Annotated in this window: 21 protein-coding genes and 1 pseudogene; 2 read left to right on the forward strand and 20 right to left on the reverse strand. The window is 44.9% G+C overall.

What is annotated here, in order from left to right; translation table 11 throughout:
* Window positions 1–129: 129 nt before the first annotated feature.
* The 5 genes from D8872_RS10825 to D8872_RS04660 form a co-directional block, all read right to left on the reverse strand.
* Window positions 130–270 (reverse strand): hypothetical protein, encoded by a 141-nt coding sequence (locus D8872_RS10825; RefSeq protein WP_185761389.1) that lies wholly within the window; start codon window positions 268–270, stop codon window positions 130–132.
* A 301-nt stretch (window positions 271–571) separates the two neighbouring features.
* On the reverse strand, window positions 572–967 hold the full coding sequence (locus tag D8872_RS04645) for a single-stranded DNA-binding protein (RefSeq protein WP_015604291.1): 396 nt from the start codon (window positions 965–967) through the stop codon (window positions 572–574).
* Window positions 968–1,047: 80 nt separating this feature from the next.
* Window positions 1,048–1,674 carry a YtpR family tRNA-binding protein gene (gene ytpR, locus D8872_RS04650; RefSeq protein ID WP_125390131.1) on the reverse strand — a complete coding sequence of 209 codons (627 nt, stop codon included), beginning with the start codon at window positions 1,672–1,674 and terminating at the stop codon, window positions 1,048–1,050.
* Between the two features lie 30 nt (window positions 1,675–1,704).
* Window positions 1,705–2,019 (reverse strand): thioredoxin family protein, encoded by a 315-nt coding sequence (locus D8872_RS04655; protein WP_125390132.1) that lies wholly within the window; start codon window positions 2,017–2,019, stop codon window positions 1,705–1,707.
* Window positions 2,019–2,303: a DUF4651 domain-containing protein gene (locus D8872_RS04660; RefSeq protein ID WP_125390133.1), complete on the reverse strand. Its 285-nt coding sequence runs from the start codon at window positions 2,301–2,303 to the stop codon at window positions 2,019–2,021. The genes D8872_RS04655 and D8872_RS04660 overlap by 1 nt, the downstream gene beginning before the upstream one ends.
* A 126-nt stretch (window positions 2,304–2,429) precedes the next feature.
* Between D8872_RS04660 and pepA the strand changes: the two genes are divergently transcribed.
* Both pepA and D8872_RS04670 read left to right on the forward strand, forming a co-directional pair.
* Window positions 2,430–3,494, forward strand: coding sequence for a glutamyl aminopeptidase (gene pepA / locus D8872_RS04665; protein WP_125390134.1), 1,065 nt, complete (start codon window positions 2,430–2,432; stop codon window positions 3,492–3,494).
* A gap of 119 nt (window positions 3,495–3,613) precedes the next feature.
* Window positions 3,614–5,098 (forward strand): DUF1846 domain-containing protein, encoded by a 1,485-nt coding sequence (locus D8872_RS04670; protein ID WP_125390135.1) that lies wholly within the window; start codon window positions 3,614–3,616, stop codon window positions 5,096–5,098.
* A 207-nt stretch (window positions 5,099–5,305) separates the two neighbouring features.
* On the opposite strand, the gene D8872_RS04680 is transcribed toward D8872_RS04670, so the two are convergent.
* From D8872_RS04680 to D8872_RS04755, 15 genes and pseudogenes are all read right to left on the reverse strand, one after another.
* Entirely contained in the window at window positions 5,306–5,740 is a 435-nt protein-coding gene (locus D8872_RS04680) for a DUF2178 domain-containing protein (protein WP_125390136.1), read from the reverse strand.
* Window positions 5,741–5,749: 9 nt separating this feature from the next.
* Complete coding sequence (locus tag D8872_RS04685) at window positions 5,750–5,914, reverse strand: hypothetical protein (RefSeq protein ID WP_125390137.1); 165 nt, start codon at window positions 5,912–5,914, stop codon at window positions 5,750–5,752.
* The gene (gene relB / locus D8872_RS04690) at window positions 5,911–6,114 is read right to left on the reverse strand and encodes a type II toxin-antitoxin system RelB family anti-toxin (protein WP_002896748.1); all 204 of its coding nucleotides are present in this window, start codon (window positions 6,112–6,114) and stop codon (window positions 5,911–5,913) included. Before relB ends, D8872_RS04685 begins: the two co-directional genes overlap by 4 nt.
* 329 nt (window positions 6,115–6,443) lie before the next feature.
* Window positions 6,444–7,609 (reverse strand): annotated as a pseudogene (locus D8872_RS04700) (IS110 family RNA-guided transposase).
* 282 nt (window positions 7,610–7,891) lie between these two features.
* Complete coding sequence (locus D8872_RS04705; protein WP_125390138.1) at window positions 7,892–8,929, reverse strand: sensor histidine kinase; 1,038 nt, start codon at window positions 8,927–8,929, stop codon at window positions 7,892–7,894.
* Complete coding sequence (locus D8872_RS04710; RefSeq protein WP_125390139.1) at window positions 8,896–9,594, reverse strand: response regulator transcription factor; 699 nt, start codon at window positions 9,592–9,594, stop codon at window positions 8,896–8,898. Before D8872_RS04710 ends, D8872_RS04705 begins: the two co-directional genes overlap by 34 nt.
* A gap of 12 nt (window positions 9,595–9,606) precedes the next feature.
* Entirely contained in the window at window positions 9,607–10,329 is a 723-nt protein-coding gene (locus tag D8872_RS04715) for an ABC transporter permease (protein ID WP_125390140.1), read from the reverse strand.
* Complete coding sequence (locus D8872_RS04720; protein WP_125390141.1) at window positions 10,329–11,117, reverse strand: lantibiotic ABC transporter permease; 789 nt, start codon at window positions 11,115–11,117, stop codon at window positions 10,329–10,331. Before D8872_RS04720 ends, D8872_RS04715 begins: the two co-directional genes overlap by 1 nt.
* A gap of 1 nt (window position 11,118) precedes the next feature.
* Window positions 11,119–11,826, reverse strand: a complete 708-nt coding sequence (locus D8872_RS04725; RefSeq protein WP_125390142.1) for an ABC transporter ATP-binding protein — start codon at window positions 11,824–11,826, stop codon at window positions 11,119–11,121.
* Between the two features lie 94 nt (window positions 11,827–11,920).
* Window positions 11,921–12,733 (reverse strand): 2-amino-4-hydroxy-6-hydroxymethyldihydropteridine diphosphokinase, encoded by an 813-nt coding sequence (gene folK, locus D8872_RS04730; RefSeq protein ID WP_125390143.1) that lies wholly within the window; start codon window positions 12,731–12,733, stop codon window positions 11,921–11,923.
* A gap of 86 nt (window positions 12,734–12,819) precedes the next feature.
* Window positions 12,820–13,374 carry a GTP cyclohydrolase I FolE gene (folE, locus tag D8872_RS04735; RefSeq protein WP_045498124.1) on the reverse strand — a complete coding sequence of 185 codons (555 nt, stop codon included), beginning with the start codon at window positions 13,372–13,374 and terminating at the stop codon, window positions 12,820–12,822.
* The gene (locus D8872_RS04740) at window positions 13,355–14,698 is read right to left on the reverse strand and encodes a bifunctional folylpolyglutamate synthase/dihydrofolate synthase (RefSeq protein ID WP_125390163.1); all 1,344 of its coding nucleotides are present in this window, start codon (window positions 14,696–14,698) and stop codon (window positions 13,355–13,357) included. Before D8872_RS04740 ends, folE begins: the two co-directional genes overlap by 20 nt.
* 2 nt (window positions 14,699–14,700) lie before the next feature.
* Window positions 14,701–15,651 carry a dihydropteroate synthase gene (gene folP, locus D8872_RS04745; protein WP_185761390.1) on the reverse strand — a complete coding sequence of 317 codons (951 nt, stop codon included), beginning with the start codon at window positions 15,649–15,651 and terminating at the stop codon, window positions 14,701–14,703.
* Between the two features lie 188 nt (window positions 15,652–15,839).
* Entirely contained in the window at window positions 15,840–16,469 is a 630-nt protein-coding gene (locus D8872_RS04750; RefSeq protein ID WP_125390145.1) for a hypothetical protein, read from the reverse strand.
* 148 nt (window positions 16,470–16,617) lie between these two features.
* A complete protein-coding gene (locus D8872_RS04755) occupies window positions 16,618–17,289 on the reverse strand; it encodes a CPBP family intramembrane glutamic endopeptidase (RefSeq protein ID WP_125390146.1) in 672 nt (223 codons plus the stop codon).
* Window positions 17,290–17,574 lie beyond the last annotated feature (285 nt).

A 17,574-nucleotide genomic window follows, 5' to 3' on the forward strand; every position in this document is an offset into this window, starting at 1 on the left:
AAAAATTTTCCTAGAGCTATAAACAGTCCCAGCCCCGTGAAGCTGCACAACAATTGATGGCTATTGAGCAAGCAGCTGCAACCTCAAGGATCTCTTTCTAATAAAAAGCGAGGCCGAGACACTTTTGTCTCAACCTCTGTGATGAAAATGATGTACTTTCTCCATATGAGCCACTTCTTTTAGAAACTCATAATAGGCATAGATGAGGTAACCAGCAGAGGCCACACCCAAAATAGCTATTGATACTTCAAATAAGGTAGACAAAGACATGATAAACCTCCTCTCCTTATTTCAAACTACAATGTGCAAAGCGACCATCAGCGGCTGTTTCGTTTCCGATTTTTTCCTTTCTAGCCTGCCTCCAGATTCACCTTTATTATACCAAATTTAAGATAGGAAAACAATGGAAATCCCTTTATAAAAACAATTTTCCCTGACAATTTTGTAAAGCTTGATGCTACTTCCGTTGCTCATTTCTACACCTAAACTTACCCTTTAACCAAAAAAGTTAGGAACACTTTCCTAACTTTCTTCTCTTTTATCATGAACACTCAAGACCAGAAAACCACTTTTAAAAAGGGAGTTCCTCCTCTTCCAGCACCAAATCTGCTAGATCTGCCCCAGTATTATTCTCACGGAGTGCTCTCTGGGCTCGGCTTTCTAAAAGCTGAAAGCCGCTGCAAAGAACTTCTGTCACATAATGAGTGGTTCCATCCTTTTCATAGCGGCGGCTCCGCAATTCTCCGTCCAGAGAAATCAAACTCCCCTTACTAGCATAACTTGCCAAGGTTTCAGCCAAGCGTCCCCAGACAACAAGATTGATAAAATCCGCTTCACGCTCTCCGTTTTGGCTCTTGTACCGGCGATTCACCGCCACTGTCGCACGCGCGACCGACTTATCATTTGCTGTCTTGTGTAACTCTGGTGTAGCCGTCAGCCGGCCAATGATGATGACTTTATTATACATATTCTTTCCTCCTATCTATTTATTCGCGAGAAAAGACAAAAAAATCGTGAAAATCACGATTTCCTTTTCTATACTAAGTCTTAAGACTGCCAGTGTTTAGCTGGATCAAAGGCCGTTCCGACCGTTTCACTATCGGCCAATTCAATGATACCACGTTTTTGCGGTGCATTTGGCAACTGGAGCTCCCGTGGGCTGCACATCATACCAAAACTCTTTTCGCCACGGAGTTCTCCTGGAAAGATGAGATTGCCCTTCGGCATCATAGCACCAGGCAAAGCCACGATCGTCTTAAGACCGACACGAGCATTCGGAGCGCCAGCCACGATTTGAACCGTCTGATCAGCTGCCACCTGCACTTGACAAATATTGAGGTGGTCACTGTCAGGGTGGGCTACCATCTCAAGGATTTCCCCCACAATAAACTTAGGATCACGGTCATTAACCAGCTCGGCTTGGAAGCCTTCTTTGGTCAATTCTTGATTGAGAGTCGCAACCTGCTCATCTGTCAGCTGAACCTGTCCGCGCCCTGCAATTTCAAAAAGGTTTGACAATTCAAAAATGTTCCAAGCTACTGTCTGTCCATTATCTTCACGGTAAACACGCGCAACATTTCCCTTGCGCTCAGCGCTTAGTTTAGCTCCCTGATCATCGGCAGCGATGATCATGAGAACATCTCCGACATGCTCTTTGTTATATGTAAAAATCATTTCTTCCTCCAAAAATACTTTTAAAACTTTTTATAAACTCGCTAAAAAATCATTGATTTGACTCTTGGTCTTGCGGTCGCGATTGACATAGCGACCAATCTCTCGTCCATCTTCCACGACAACCAGACTAGGTATCCCATAAACATCCCATTTTTGGGCCACAGCCATATACTGATCCCGATCCACCTCGACAAAGGTAAAGTCAGGATTCTCCGCTTCTATCTCTGGCAGAAAAGGCTTGATGAAGCGACAGTCTCCGCACCAATCTGCTGTGAAAAAGAAGACAGTCTTCTCCTTATGCTCCACATAAGAAGCTAGCTCCTCCATACTTTGCGGCCGAATCATCACTCTTCCTCATAGGTCAGCTGATCATTTTCATATACGAAGGTGAAATGACGGTCGTCTTCTAGGACAACTCCTCCAACAGTGCGGCTGTCGCTTGATTCATAAAGTTCCACATAGACCGTTGCAATCGGTCCTCGGCTGGCAAAAAATTCCCGCACGACCTGAACAATTTCTTCTCTATTACGCAGTCTTTTCTGCTCCTGCACAAGCTTGGCAGCTCCAAAGGCCACGGCTCCCGCTCCCAAAAGAGCGGTTGTCGTTAAAATGATTTTTTTAGCTTTCATGTAGAATATTTTAACACAAAAGCGCATAGGCGACAAACAATATTGCAGATTTCTCAGCTTCTTTTAGTTCATCCTGTTATTCCCTCTAAAAAAGTGATAAAATAGAGGCAGAAAGAAGGTAAATTTATGTCTGACTTATTTTCAAAAATCAAGGAAGTGACAGAGCTTTCAGCAATCTCTGGTCACGAGGCACCTGTCCGCAGCTATCTGCGAGAAAAAATCACTCCTCACGTTGATGAGGTCGTTACCGACGGTCTAGGCGGCATCTTCGGGGTTCGGCATTCTCAAGCTGAAAATGCTCCCCGCGTTCTGGTTGCGGCTCACATGGACGAGGTTGGCTTCATGGTCAGCGAGATCAAGCCCGACGGGACTTTCCGTGTAGTGGAAATCGGTGGCTGGAATCCATTGGTCGTGAGCAGTCAACGCTTCAAACTCTTTACCCGCGAAGGACGAGAAATCCCTGTCATCTCAGGCTCTGTCCCTCCTCATCTGACACGCGGTGCTGGCGGACCAGTCATGCCACAGATTGCAGATATTGTCTTTGACGGTGGCTTTGCAGATAAGACAGAAGCTGAAAGCTACGGCATCCGTCCAGGAGACACGATCGTGCCAGACAGCTCTGCTATTCTCACAGCTAACGGAAAAAATATCATCTCCAAAGCCTGGGATAACCGCTACGGCGTCCTTATGGTCAGCGAATTGGCTCAAACCTTGTCTGGTCAAGAACTAGGAAACCAACTCTATGTCGGCGCCAATGTTCAAGAAGAGGTTGGCCTGCGTGGTGCCCATGCTTCAACGACAAAATTTGCCCCTGAGGTCTTCCTAGCTGTGGACTGCTCCCCAGCTGGTGACATCTACGGCGGTCAAGGAGCCATCGGTGATGGAACGCTGATTCGTTTCTTTGATCCGGGTCATCTCATGCTGCCAGCTATGAAAGACTTCCTCTTGACAACCGCAGAAGAAGCTGGCATCAAGTATCAATACTACTGCGGCAAGGGCGGAACGGATGCTGGCGCTGCCCATCTCCAAAGCGGCGGCGTACCATCTACTACCATCGGTGTCTGCGCTCGCTACATTCATTCCCACCAAACTCTCTATGCCATGGACGATTTCCTGCAAGCCCAAGCCTTCCTGCAAGCTCTGGTTAAAAAGCTAGATCGCGCAACAGTGGACACGATTACCAACTACTGATTTCGAAAAGCAGCCCGTTCTTCATTCGGGCTGCTATCTATTTTATCTAATATACTTTCTTTTAATTTTCCAATTTGAAGAAAATTTTGTTATAATGCTTAGCAGAGGTGAAACTATACATGAAAAAAATTGCTTTTGATTCAGAAAAATACTTAAACCTGCAGCGCGACCATATCTTGGAGCGCATTAATCAATTTGAGGGCAAATTGTACATGGAATTCGGCGGTAAAATGCTGGAAGACTTCCACGCTGCCCGTGTCCTGCCAGGTTATGAGCCGGACAATAAAATTAGACTGCTCAAAGAGCTCAAGGACCAAGTAGAGATTGTCATTGCTATCAATGCCAATAATATTGAGCACTCTAAAGCACGTGGGGACTTGGGCATTTCCTATGACCAAGAAGTGCTGCGCCTAATCGATACCTTTAACGAGCTGGATATTTATGTAGGATCCGTAGTCATTACCCAATATTCTGGTCAGCCAGCAGCTGATCTCTTCCGCGCTCAGCTAGAAAAGAATGGAATTGACTCCTACATCCACTATCCAATCAAGGGCTATCCTACTGATATGGACCATATCATCTCACCTGAGGGAATGGGCAAGAACGACTATATTAAGACCAGTCGAAATCTGGTCGTAGTGACTGCGCCTGGTCCTGGTTCTGGTAAATTAGCTACTTGCTTGTCCAACATGTATCATGACCAAATCAATGGTCTCAAATCAGGCTATGCCAAGTTTGAGACCTTCCCTGTTTGGAATCTGCCCCTGCACCATCCGGTCAATCTAGCTTATGAGGCAGCAACAGCGGACTTGGACGATGTCAATATGATTGACCCTTTCCACCTGCAAACCTATGGCGAAACCACTGTCAACTACAACCGTGATATCGAAATTTTCCCAGTCCTTAAGCGTATGCTGGAGCGTATCCTAGGTAAATCACCTTATGCTTCTCCAACAGACATGGGCGTCAACATGGTCGGCTTTGCCATTGTAGATAATGATGCGGCTATCGAGGCATCTCAACAGGAAATCATCCGCCGCTACTACCAGACGATTCTAGACTTCAAGGCGGAGCGCGTTTCTGAATCTGCTATCAAGAAAATCGAACTCTTGATGAATGACCTAGGCATCACACCACTGGATCGTAAAGTAACAGTTGTTGCGCGCGATAAAGCTGAAAGCACTGGTGAACCAGCTCTGGCCTTGGAATTACCAAACGGTGAAATCGTAACTGGTAAAACCTCTGAACTCTTTGGCCCTACGGCTGCTGTATTGATTAATGCCATTAAGAAATTAGCCAATATTGCCAAAGAGACTAAGCTGATCGAGCCCGAGTACGTTAAACCAATCCAAGGTCTGAAAATCAATCATTTGGGCAGCCGCAATCCGCGCCTTCACTCAAATGAGATCTTGATGGCTCTGGCAATCACAGCCATGGAAAATCAAGATGCTGCCCAAGCCATGCAAGAGCTTGGAAATCTCAAGGGCAGCGAAGCTCATTCAACCGTAATGCTGACAGATGAAGACAAAAATGTCCTGCGCAAACTCGGCATCCATGTAACCATGGATCCTGTTCATCAGTATGATCGACTTTATAGAAAATAAAAACAAGCTCTGTTAAAAGCTTGTTGAGAGAGAGTGGGACAGAAATCGGTAATTCATCAGAATTCGATTTCGTCGTCCCACCTCCGCACAGTTGAGTAGGGCTGTAAAAGCTGATGAAATCAGCGTAGTAGAGTCCACTCAACCACTGCGTCTTACTCGACAATCCAAATACAATTGAGAGGCTAGGACTTTTGTCCCAGCCTCTTTTTAATAACGTTTAGACAGGAGAAAGCGCAAGAGATAGTAAAGTCCCAAAACTAGGATAATGGTCAAGGTCAGAAACTGATTGAGATTTAAAATGATAGGAAAAATCATAGACAGAAGGCTTAGTCCTGCTGCCAGCAGCAATAGGATGTCAAACAGCAGAGTGCGAGTCTTTTCGTCAATCATCCGATTGCGCTCATCCGTCACCTGAATGTAGAGCCTATTAAAGGCTTCCTCCTGTTTCAAGGCAAGATTATAACGCAGAACCATCAAAGAAATCCCTAAAAGCAGACCCACCATGATGCCTTCCTGTAAATCATCCAGAGAATGAATGTAGCTCCATCCCAGTCCCAGCCAGAGGACTAGGATTAGGATGCGACCTATGATCACTTTCTTTTGAAGTTTTTTCCGAAATTCTTGTTTAGTTAATGCTTCCATATCAGCCTCCTATTTTTCATACGCTTGAAAAATTTTCAAAATCACGACAATCAGGAACATTCCCACAACAGGCAGGATTTCCTTAGGGATAAAATTGGCTTGCAAATGGAGATAAGACAAGCCAACAACGACCAAAATAGCCAATATCCATTTACACAAATAAGTCCATTTCATGATTCATCCTCCTCAAAGAGAAACACTTCTTCAATCCTTAAATTGAAAAAGGATGCAATTTTATGAGCCAAAAGCAGCGAAGCATTGTAGCGGCCCTTTTCCAAAGAAATAATCGTTTGTCTCGTAACTTCTAGCTTCTCAGCCAGTTCTTCTTGGCTGAGCTTTTTTCTTTTTCGCAATTCTTGAATTCGATTTTCCAAGGCTGCCTCCTTTTCGCAATGTAAAACAAACTTTACTTTTCAAACATAGTATAGTCTCCTTTACATCTTTTGTCAAGAAGAAAGCGGCAAAAAAGAGGCTGGGACAAAAGTCCTAGCCTCTCAATTGTNTTTGGNTTGTCGAGNAAGACGCAGTGGTTGAGTGGGCTCTATTACGCTGATTTCATCAGCTTTTACAGCCCTACTCAACTGTGCGGAGGTGGGACGACGAAATCGAATTCTAACGAATTACCGATTTCTTATACGAAAACTCAAAAGAGCGCAAAAAGACTCCCCTTGTGATATAATGAAAGTGAAAAAATTGTATTAGGCTACTGGCTCGTCTCTAGTAGCCTTTTTTGTAGCACAAACTCCTGATAAGTAAGATTTTCTTTCAAAAGGGTATAAACTATTTTAAGAAGTTGATGTGCGAGTGCAATAGTTGCTTTTTGCGGTCCTCTCCTGCTTTGAATCTGGTAATAACGCTCTGCTAGTGGACTTCCTTTTTGTTTTTTTGCAGCAAAAACTGTTTGACAGAGATACCTTTTTAAATAGGAATTGCCATGTCTGATTTTTGTACTCCTCTTTTTACCGGCACTTTCATTATTTCCAGGACACAAACCAGCCCAGGAAGCAAGATGTCCAGCTGTTGGGAATTGGCTCATGTCTACCCCAATTTCCGCTATGATCACAGAGGCTGTAATGAGATCAATACCAGGAATAGAATCTAGGATTTCCACTGGTCTCTCATAGAGATTTAGATAGCCGTTCATACGCTCTTCTAAACAATCGATTTGTTCTTGATAAAAATCGTAAATCTCCAAGGACTGACCTAACATAAAACGATGATGAGCCGAAAAATACCCATCAAGTGCCTCAAGGAGTTGGGGAACTTTTCTTTTCAAACTGGTATAAACAGATTGGTGGATCATTCTTGGGGTAAGGGGCGTCTCATCAATAAGCAGTTGCAGTAAGTTTCGACCAGAAGCCCCCATGATATCTTCTATGTAGGTTGTCAGCTTCTACCTCCTGATTGGAGGATTTTATGGATCCGATTGGTCTCACGATTACGGCTCTCTACATAGTGTTTCCGTTGTCGTGTTAACTCTCTCAATTCTTGAATGGTTTCATCAGGAACGAAACTGCGAGGGAGCAGACCGATTCGTGTTAATTGAGCAATCCAGTGAGCATCTTTCTTATCTGTTTTTTGACCTGGAATAGCTTTCATATGAGCAGGCTGTGCTAGGATGAGTTCAAAGTCATCACAGAGTTCATGCCAGACAGGTCTCCAGTAAACTCCTGTGCTTTCCATGCCGACGGCTTCTACATGAAATTGACTGAGAAAATCATGACAGGCTTTTAATCCTTTTGTTGTTGTATCAAACTGGGCCATTTCACGCTTTGGACGAGTAGAAGTGAGCGGCCCATGTAGAATACAAACCACAAGAGTAGCTTGATGGACATCCATACCTGCACAAGATTGATAGAGAACATCCATTGTGATTCCCTCCATTTATAAAGTCAGAGAGCTTGTCTACCGATACCGTTGTCGTATTTTTATACTCATGCTCAAGGCGATATTTTGGGGTACTCGTCGGTAGAGTGGATTAGTTTGTCCCGCGAAAGTGATATTCAAGAAATTATCAACCACAAAGCCCTCACTTAGATTATACTTCTAAATGAGGGCTTTTGTCTTTATTTTCGTGTTTCTGTGGGTGACGGCTATGTCGTCATGGCTGTCTGTCCCACTCTCTTTCATCATCTTTATTGATTTCCTTTGTTATTTGCTTTCCAAAGCTAAAGCCAATTCGACACAAGCTCCTCCTTGGTCCGGATTGAGCAGGGTCAGACGACCACCATGCAAGAGAGCGACCTGCTTAGAAAAGGCTAAGCCGATGCCATGATGGGGATTAGCTGAATTGCGACTTTGGTCACTCTGGTAAAAGAGCTGTTCCGCTCCCAGCAGCATCTCCTCTGAAAATGCAGGACCATTGTTCCAGATAGCAAAAACCAACTGGTCCTGCTGCACTGATAGCGTTAGCTTGACTTCTTTTTGGTCTTGGTCTGCATGTTCAAGCGCATTCAGTAAAATATTAAGCAAAGCCCGTTTGAGATAGTCCAAATGAATCGACAAAATCAGACTAAGATCACAATCTTCTTGGAGATAAAAACAATAGCTTTCCTGTTTGCTGAACAGTGCCCAGTCGTTCTGGAGATCAGCCAAAAAGTCCCCTAAGGAAAGCTGACTGAACTGATTAGCATCAATCTGAAAAGTCTTAGCGTAATCAATCAAAGAGCCACAATACTCTTCCATCTTGTGACTAGCCTGCAAAATCTCAGCAGCATAGTCTGCCTGTGGATAGCCCAACTGTGCCAATTCCAAGAGCTCAGCATTTCCCTTAATCACAGTTAGGGGCGTCTTCAAATCGTGCGATGTCGCTGATAGCTGTAAAATCAATTCCTGATTATGCTGCTGCTCTTTTTCTAGAAGACGAGCATTTTCTTGGTGGCTGCTCCGTAAATCACTATAGACTTCGAGCATTTCCTCGATCCGAAAAAGCTGGCTTTGATTTTCTTCTAAAAGCTTCTTGCTCGTTAGCATTTTTATTTCCCTGTCGATTTTTCGGAGCAATTTCAAAATATGATAAAAAGTAATCAGCAGCAAGCTCCCTGCCCAAAAGAACAAGGTGAAAAGGGCATAATCGCTGCCTTGTGTAAATTCATAACCTATAAGCACAAAAATTAAAACATGGAAAAAGACGATTTTTAAACTGGTTGTCCAGACTAGGCTTTTGAAATTTCGGGTTCTAATTGCCATCTATAGCCTACTCCTCTCACTGTTGCGATTGCTTGCAGCCCTTCTTGTTTACATTTTTGACGAATCTGATATACGTATTCTGAGATGGATCGAAGCTGTGTTTCTGAGCTTTCTGGATAAAGCAAGGTATGCAGGCGTTCAGCTGAAAAGGTCTGCTTGGGATTGCTAGCAAGTAAATGCAGCAACTTAAACTCTCGCTCTGAAAATTTCAAGACTTTACCAAAACAGGCAACTTCATAGCGCTCTGGATAAAATTGACAAGAAGCAATCTCAGAATAGCGCTCCTCACGTCTTTCCTCCCGCCGAAGATGAGCCCTGACACGCGCCAGCAATTCTTTGGTTCCAAAAGGCTTGACAATATAGTCATCTGCTCCGCGAAAGAGCCCTTCTACTTTGTCCTCCTCCAACTCCTTGGCCGTCAGAAAGATGATTGGACACGAAAAATGAGGACGAATGTAGGAACACAGCTCAAAACCATTAACAGGCTCCATCATCACATCCAGCAGAATCAAGTCATATCCGACAAAATGCGTCAGCTCTAGGTCTTCTATCCGATCAAGCGTCGTCACATCATAAGCATCGAGCTCTAAGACGTTTTTCACCAGCTTCAAAATGCTCCGGTCGTCATCAACTACCAAAATACGATACTGTCTCATATTTTCCATTATAGCATACCTCTAGCGAACATCTCGTTTCAAGGTTAAGAATATAGCAGAGCTCCAAACCAAAGCTAACCATAACAGCTGTATTCCCAGCCCTGATAGATCTATTGAATGCTGAAACCCTTCATACTCAAAAAGATTTAGCGTAGCCAGATCGGGCAGGTATTTTGCTTCCTTGATGAACGTTGCCAATAAACGGCTGAGACCAATCAAGAGAGGAAAGAGCACTGACACCGGCACAACCCAAGATTGAAATAGCAAAGCGAGGCCGGCAGTTAAAAAAGCCATAAAAAGATTGCTGAGAAGACCAAAAAAGCTGTAATAAAGGAATTTCCCCAGTAAGGACCAGCTAAAGTCTAGGTCAAATCGAGCCAGCATAACAAGGAAACAGCTGCCTATCATGACACTGTAGAGAGCCAAGAGCAGCAAGGCCAGAAACAGGAATTTCCCAGCCAACCAAGCCTTTCTATTTGATACGGTTAGAAAATTCGTTCGCATCCCAGACTTGACAAACTCCTGGGCAAAATAGAGAGAAGTAAAGATGACGATGACAGGCTGCGCCAGATAGAGGGCGTGCAAAACCTCGCTCAGAGCCTTCATCTGACCAACTGCTGTCTGACTGTAGTCAAGATTCATTAGAAAAAATGGAACAGCTACCAGAGCCACCAAGGCTGCACCAAGAGCGAGATAGTAAGAACGGAACTTAATCCATTCGCTTCTAAGTAGAGCTTTTATCATCAGTATCGCCCTCCTAAATCCGTCTTCAAAAAGCGCAGAGAGGTCATGCCGCCAATGACCAGCAACCATGTGCCTAGTATCAACAGCCCTTGCAAGGGATTATTGACATATTGGGAAGTTGGCGTTGCAGCAAACAACTCTCCTGCTGGTTGTGGCAGATAAGCTCCCCAACTCGTGTGAGCTGCCAGGTAGTTTCCTAGATTATAGATCTGTGGCACGAGAAAAAGCAGAGGAACTAGCATGGTCCGAGCCAATAAACCTAACAAAAATGAAAGGATTCCTAATAGGGTTAGAGATAAGGTTTTCCACAAAATCAAACTCCAAGCTGCCTGATTGAGCAGAATCGGATCAAGCCCTTCCTTTCCTAAAGCAAGATGCATGACCATATAACTACAGTAGATTGATAAAAAGCTACTGGCAAGAGAAAAGCAAGCAAAGGTCATGAGTTTCCCCACAAGCAACTTCAGGCGGTTATTACAGGTCAAGAGACTGGTTCTCAAGCTATGAGACTGAAATTCCATAGCTCCCAAAATTCCAGCTAAGATGACCAAAACCATGCCTGCCATAGAAGCCCCATTGAGGCCTAGATATTCCAGCGGGTCAATGGCTTCTGCCAGGCCGGGAACCGTCTCAGGCGTGGCATCCAAGCCGACAGATAAATACTGTCGACCCTCCAGCCAGGATACGGCAGGCACCAATAGCAGCATGAAGGCCATACTCACTTTGAAAGCCTTGGTTGAGCGAATTTTCAACCATTCTGAATGCAATAAGGACACCGATTCTCTCATCTTAAACCTCCTCTGTCAAATCAAAGAAGAGATCTTCTAGACTGTCTGAATCTTGCAGCACCTCTTCCAATGGTCCCTGCTCAATAATTCGCCCATGATGAATCAAGACTACATCATCTGTCACCATTTGCACCTCTGATAGGATATGAGAAGATAGAAGTACCGTTTTCCCTAAATCAGCCTGCTGACGGATGAACTTTCTAAACCACTTAATCCCACTTGGATCCAGTCCATTAGTCGGCTCATCTAATATAAGAAACTGAGGATCACCCAGCAAAGCTGCAGCCAAACCCAGCCGCTGACTTTCCCCTAGAGACAGGCTTGACAAGAGGTCCTTCCTCTTATGAGCGATTCCAGTCATCTCCAAAACCTCATCGATCCGAGACTTGGGAATAGCATTACTAGCCGCAATAATCCTCAAGTGGTCATAGACCTTTCGATTTGGCAGACCGCCAATGCCGTCAAAGGCTGCACCTACCGTTCTGAGCGGATAGGTCATTGACTGATAGGTTTGCCCATCAAAAGTCGCAGTCCCTGCTGTCGCCCGATCAAGCCCCAAGAGAATCCTCAAGGTCGAACTTTTCCCTGCACCATTTGGGCCTAGAAAAGCTGTAATCCGCCCGCTTCTAGCTGTAAAAGAGATATCTTTTAGAATCTGCTTGCTGCCATGCTTTTTGCAGACTCCTTCTATTTTCACTATATGTTCCATACTGAACTCCTTTTGTTTTTTCTTTAGTATACAAGGACAAGTTCAGAGAAAGTTCAGACAATAAAAAAACTTGCCTCGCGACAAGTTTCTTTTCTCATTTTTCAACTGCATCCCAGAGCTGGCGGATGCTTTTTTTCTGCACCGGATCGACAAAGTGTGGGGCGATTTCCACCAGAGATTGCAAGACAAAAGCCCGCTCCGCCACATAAGGATGAGGAACAATCAAGTTTGGACTGTATAACTCTTCTTGTCCTATGTAAAGAATATCCAGATCAATCACACGAGGCCCCCATTTGATCTCCCGCACGCGCCCTAGTTCCGCTTCGATAGCCAAGAGTGTCTGCATTAATTCCTCAGGATTGAGCCAAGTCTCCACTTCAACAACTTGATTGAGGAACGGATCCTGCTCAACGCCACCCCAAGGCTCCGTCTCAATGCGGCTTGATGCCTGCAAAATTCTTATATTTTGCTCTGCCATTTTTTCCAAAGCAGCATCCAGATTGGCAGCTGGGTTGCCTTGATTGCTTCCCAAAGCGATAAAGGCCTTCCGCTTTTGACGCACTAGTTTGACTGAGCAGGTCTCTAAAGGCAGCGGCACTGGCGCCCAAGGCTTTTTGACCTCCAAGCTGACCTTCTGCACTAAAGGATGGGTCAGAAAAATCTGATCAATCAGCTTGTAAGCCAGCGTCTCAATCAAGTCCTCCTTGCTTTCCTGACACCAGTGGGTCAAATCTTGAGCCAATTCTCCATAGTGGATAGAAGCTGTCAGGTCACCTGTTTTGGCCGCTCGAGTCATATCATAGTCCAAAATCAGATCCAGCACAAAACGCTGGCCCAATTCCTTCTCTGCTCCAAACAGACCGTGATAGGCATACACTTCCAAATCCTTAATGCGCAGCTGATCCATTTTCTTATCCTTTCTGATTCAAGTTTCTGCATTCACCCTTGATAAAACTATCTAGCCCTTCCTGACTTGCTCCACCACTGATAAAATCAATGCCCCATCAGTTTGTAAGCTTCATTTTTCAGGTCCTTGTCCGTCGCTAAAACGCCGCGCGCCGCTGTAGTAACCGTTGCAGTGCCAGGCTTTCTGACTCCGCGCATATTCATACACATATGCTCAGCTTCCACCCAGACCAGGGCACCTTGAGCACCCAGATAGTCCATCAAGGCCTCAGCAATCTCTACGGTCAATCGCTCTTGAATCTGCGGTTTCTTAGCATAGACTTCTACCGTTCGAGCCAGCTTGGACAAGCCTGCTACCCGACCATTAGGCACATAGGCGATGTGAACCTTCCCGTAAAATGGCAGGAAGTGGTGCTCACACATGGAATGAAAGAAAATATCCTTCTCCACCACCATATTATTGTCAATGATTTCAAAAGACTTGGATAGATGCTCCTCAGCCGTCTCGCCCAGCCCAGCAAAAATTTCCTGATACATCTTGGCAATGCGCTGTGGCGTCTCCTGCAAGCCTTCGCGATTTCCGTCTTCGCCAACCGCCTCAATAATCTGGGCAACTGCTGCTTCAATTTTCTTCGTGTCCATATTCACTCCTAGATTCTTTTTCTTTGTCAATGATATAGGCCCTGACCTGAGCTAGGAAATAAAGGGAGCCCGTGATAAGCAGCAGCTCATCATCCCTATGCTCAGCTTTCAAATAAGCCTCTAAAAATCTCTGCCAATCAGCATAGTCCAAGCCCTGCTCACCGGCCAGCGCCTCCATGTTTTCTTTGGAAAAGCTCCGTAGATCCGCAAAACTAGTTAAAATTAGTTGACTCTTAGGCACCTGCTTAAGCTGACCCACCATTTCCTCCAGAGACTTGGTCTGGATACAGCTGAAAAGGATTTTCTTATCTAAGTCTGGATAATGCTGGCTCAAGGTCCTCGTCAACCTCTCCATGGCATGGGGATTGTGGGCACCATCAAGCAAAATACGAGGCTGATGCAAAATCTGCTCCATCCGCCCCGGCCAGTTTGTCGCCACTAAAGCTGCGCTAACTTGCTCTTTTGTTAACAGCGGTAGCTGCTTGAGCTGACAATAGAGGTCACAGAGCTGAATCGCCAAACCAGCGTTGTCTACCTGATGTTGCCCCAACAGAGGTGTCAGGTAAGGCTCCGCCTCCCGATAGGCATTGGAAAAGCTAAATTGCTCTCCTGAGTCAGTCCCGCCCAAGCTCTGCACTTGATAAGACTGCCCATAAACATAGTGAGGCGCTTGCATTTGATGAGCCTTGTCCTCGATAACCGCCAGAGCTTCTAGCTCAATCCGCCCAGTCACCAAGGGCACATTTGGCTTGATAATCCCAGCCTTCTGCTCGGCAATTGCTGCCAGCGAATGCCCCAGCAAAGCCACATGATCTAAGCCAATGGTCGTAATGGCTGTCAAATCAGGGCGGCAGACATTGGTACTGTCCAAGAGGCCGCCCATGCCGACCTCCATAATGGCCACATCGACCCGCTCCTGAGCCAAATAATCATAGGCCAAAGCCGTCATGATTTCAAACTCAGTCACTCCCTGCAAAACCTCATCGTTCGCTTGCTCTTCAAAGAGAGCTCGATAGATCTCTAGCAGGCGCGACAAATCTTGATTGGGAATAGACCGGCCATTGATGGCGATTTGTTCATTGTAGCTGATCAAATAGGGGGAGGTAAAGGTTCCTACACGCAGACCCCGCATTTCCAAGAGTTGACGCAGGTGGGCAATGGTTGAACCCTTCCCGTTGGTCCCCCCTATATGAATCACTGACAGCTGCAAATGGGGATTTCCCCGCAGCGCCAGCATCCGCTCCATCCGCTCCAAGCCAAAATTAGGACTATCCGTCCGATAGGCTTCCAGCCAGCTTAAATCTGGCAATTCTTCTTTTATCATACTCATTTATACTGCTGTAAATTTAGATCTTCCATTTTCTGAGCCAGTCGAATAGCATCGCCAATCTCGGCTGCCATCCGGTGGACTTCCACATCATGCACTCGGACAGCCTCGACACCCTGACTAGCTGCAATGCTGGTCAAATGAGCTGAAGCTAGGTCTCTGTTTTGAAAACCAGCGGCTGTCTCTGGGTCAGTCTCAAAACCATTTTCCTCCAAGATATTGACCAAAAAGCGCTTGCGAGAGACACCCAGAAAAATGGGAAAGCCTGCCTGATGAATGCTGTCCAGTTCCTGTAAGAGCAAGAGATTTTCCCGTTTGGTCAAGCCAAAACCAATCCCTGGATCCAGCATGATTTGCTCACGGTCCAGACCAGCTTGCTTAGCTTTCCCCAGTGTTTTTTCAAAAAATGCCCACATGAGTGCCTCAATATCCAGCTGTTCAAAATTTGCTAATTCTGAATCCGTAAAAGCTGGCTCAAAGCCAAAAGTCGGAAAGATTTTCGAACTGGTGTGTTGGGGCCGGGCCATGACTGGATTGAACATGGCAATAACTGGCGCTCCAGCCTTGGCAGCCACAACTGACATTCTCTCATCACCTAAGAGTCCTGTGATGTCATTGATGATATTGGCTCCAGCGGCCAAAGCTGCTTCTGCAACTGGTGCCTTCCAAGTATCCACAGAAATAAGAATATCAGTCGCCCGACGAAGAGCCTCAATGACTGGTACCACACGACCTATCTCCGCTCCAATGTCCACAAAATGGCTGCCCGGACGAGTCGACTCACCACCGATATCCAGCAGGTGAGCTCCTTGAGCTATCATCTTGCGCGCCTGCTCCAGAGCCTTTTCCACCGTATCATATCTGCCCCCATCCGAAAAGGAATCTGGGGTAACATTGAGAATCCCGCAAAGGGCTGTCTTACCCTCTGGGGCAAGCTGTCTTAGATTCATCGTATTTCCTTTCCTCTTGCTGCTACTACCTTTCAACAAAAAAGGCACACCCATCTAGTGTACCGCAAAGCCAACAGCAGATGCAGCATCCAGTCCTATGAACTGCACTCGACTTCACAAGAAGACCTCATCTGCCCCTTGTTTCATTTACCATTTTACCACAATTCCCCTATTTAAGAAAACACTTTTTACAAACAGAAAGGCAAAAGGAGAATCAGAAGTAAATTCCGAAGAAGATGAGCCAGTAAGGACAATTCCAGAGAGCTAACCCAGGTTTTTAAGAGCTGGACAAAAGCCATGCCTAAACTTAGATAAATCAGAAAACAAGATGATTCTCCGGGATTTCTCAGGAAAGCAAAGAGAGTGATTCCCAAGGCAAAAGCCCAACTTTTCCCATATTTCATCTGCCTATTTTGGCTAACCTGCGGCGACAAAGCCAGTAAATCCATGCCAAGTAGCAGCAAGGTGGTAGCCAAAAAACTGTCTGAAACTAGCTGCTGCAAGGGTGCTTGCACCAAACTGGCCTGCCCACAAAGGAGAACAAGACTCGCTGCATTGCTTGCAATCATTAAAAAATAAAGGCAACGTAAGTGCTGAAACCGCTTGGAAGCCCGTAGCTCTACCTTAAAATCCCACCACTCACGAGAAAAGTAAGAGGCATACCCAAAAAGAATGAGCAAAAAGAGAGAGATAAAGAGCAAACTGGGCCTTGCTAAAACCAAGCGGTTGGTCATTGGCTGAAGCAAAAGCAACAAACCCGATTGAAGCAGCATAACTACTAATAAGATTTGGATAGATTTTTGAAATTTGAGACGCATATTTTTCACTCCCTAAAGCTAAGATACAATTATCATTATAAAGCAAAAGATTCGCTCTGTTGGCTCGTTGTCCTAAAAAGTCACTTTTTATCCCTGAAATGTCAAAAAAGAGGTCAAGCTGACCTCTTCATCCATGAATGATATATCGTTAACTTTGTGAGATGATCATCACCAAAATAGCAATTCCATTTCGTAGCATATGGGCTAAAATTCCCATTTCCAAATGCTTGGTCTGGTAAACTACTAAAGCTAAGACGCCACCCATGCCAGCATAAAGAATAAAACTACCGATATTGGTCGGTCCGTGGAAAAAACCAAAAAGAATAGAACCAACTATCAAACCAATCAACTCATGCTTTGGAAACAGCTTTTGGGGGATCAAACCACGGAAAAGAATCTCTTCCAAAATTGGCGCTGAGAAAAGTGCTCCCACAACAAGCAAAATAACGGGCGTACTCTGAAACAAGTTTTGCAAAGCAACTTGATTGGCTGTCGTTCCTGAAAATTGACCCTCTAGAACCATGATAATCGCTGCAAAGATATTAATTCCAATACTTACCAAATAGGATAACACTAACCAGATTACTGATTTTAAATTAAAAAAACTAAAATCAAGGGTCAGTAAGCCTTCTTTTTTAGCCATTCGCAGGGCATAAAAAATAATCAGCAAATAAACCATCAGGACAAGCAAGGTGTATCCTATTGAAAAATTTTGATCTCGACCTTTGTAAAACTGGATCAGCACAAAAGGAACTTGAGTCTGGACGGCTAAAAACAAAGCCAGTAAACTATATTCTACTTTTTGCAAAAAAAATTTCATTTCTTCCTCCTTTTACTTAGTATATCGAATTTTTCCCTTCCTGTACAGCTAAGAGCCATATAAAATCAAAAAATGTGCCATCATGCTCACTAGGAAGCTCCTTTCCTATGCTTTCGATTCAATCTGGCAGCAAAATAGAGCGCTAAAATTTCAATTTTTATTATACCTTCACCAATGCAGTGCACCTAGCAAAAAGAGGCTAGGACAAAAGTCCTAGCCTCTCAATTGTCTTTGGATTGTCGAGCAAGACGCAGTGGTTGAGTGGGCTCTACTACGCTGATTTCA

Source organism: Streptococcus cristatus (genome assembly GCF_003943815.1).
In the GTDB taxonomy this organism is placed as follows: Bacteria; Bacillota; Bacilli; order Lactobacillales; family Streptococcaceae; genus Streptococcus; species Streptococcus cristatus_F.

Coding starts and splice junctions, on each gene's coding strand:
- D8872_RS04685 (WP_125390137.1), bottom strand. CDS start 5,914: ATGAAATGGACTTATTTGTGTAAATGGATATTGGCTATTTTGGTCGTT.
- folE (WP_045498124.1), bottom strand. CDS start 13,374: ATGGACACGAAGAAAATTGAAGCAGCAGTTGCCCAGATTATTGAGGCG.
- D8872_RS04720 (WP_125390141.1), bottom strand. CDS start 11,117: ATGAGAGAATCGGTGTCCTTATTGCATTCAGAATGGTTGAAAATTCGC.
- D8872_RS04645 (WP_015604291.1), bottom strand. CDS start 967: ATGTATAATAAAGTCATCATCATTGGCCGGCTGACGGCTACACCAGAG.
- D8872_RS10825 (WP_185761389.1), bottom strand. CDS start 270: ATGTCTTTGTCTACCTTATTTGAAGTATCAATAGCTATTTTGGGTGTG.
- D8872_RS04705 (WP_125390138.1), bottom strand. CDS start 8,929: ATGGCAATTAGAACCCGAAATTTCAAAAGCCTAGTCTGGACAACCAGT.
- D8872_RS04740 (WP_125390163.1), bottom strand. CDS start 14,698: ATGATAAAAGAAGAATTGCCAGATTTAAGCTGGCTGGAAGCCTATCGG.
- pepA (WP_125390134.1), top strand. CDS start 2,430: ATGTCTGACTTATTTTCAAAAATCAAGGAAGTGACAGAGCTTTCAGCA.
- D8872_RS04680 (WP_125390136.1), bottom strand. CDS start 5,740: ATGGAAGCATTAACTAAACAAGAATTTCGGAAAAAACTTCAAAAGAAA.
- ytpR (WP_125390131.1), bottom strand. CDS start 1,674: ATGATTTTTACATATAACAAAGAGCATGTCGGAGATGTTCTCATGATC.
- D8872_RS04755 (WP_125390146.1), bottom strand. CDS start 17,289: ATGAAATTTTTTTTGCAAAAAGTAGAATATAGTTTACTGGCTTTGTTT.
- D8872_RS04670 (WP_125390135.1), top strand. CDS start 3,614: ATGAAAAAAATTGCTTTTGATTCAGAAAAATACTTAAACCTGCAGCGC.
- D8872_RS04710 (WP_125390139.1), bottom strand. CDS start 9,594: ATGGAAAATATGAGACAGTATCGTATTTTGGTAGTTGATGACGACCGG.
- D8872_RS04715 (WP_125390140.1), bottom strand. CDS start 10,329: ATGATAAAAGCTCTACTTAGAAGCGAATGGATTAAGTTCCGTTCTTAC.
- folP (WP_185761390.1), bottom strand. CDS start 15,651: ATGAATCTAAGACAGCTTGCCCCAGAGGGTAAGACAGCCCTTTGCGGG.
- D8872_RS04660 (WP_125390133.1), bottom strand. CDS start 2,303: ATGAAAGCTAAAAAAATCATTTTAACGACAACCGCTCTTTTGGGAGCG.
- D8872_RS04655 (WP_125390132.1), bottom strand. CDS start 2,019: ATGATTCGGCCGCAAAGTATGGAGGAGCTAGCTTCTTATGTGGAGCAT.
- D8872_RS04725 (WP_125390142.1), bottom strand. CDS start 11,826: ATGGAACATATAGTGAAAATAGAAGGAGTCTGCAAAAAGCATGGCAGC.
- folK (WP_125390143.1), bottom strand. CDS start 12,733: ATGGATCAGCTGCGCATTAAGGATTTGGAAGTGTATGCCTATCACGGT.
- D8872_RS04750 (WP_125390145.1), bottom strand. CDS start 16,469: ATGCGTCTCAAATTTCAAAAATCTATCCAAATCTTATTAGTAGTTATG.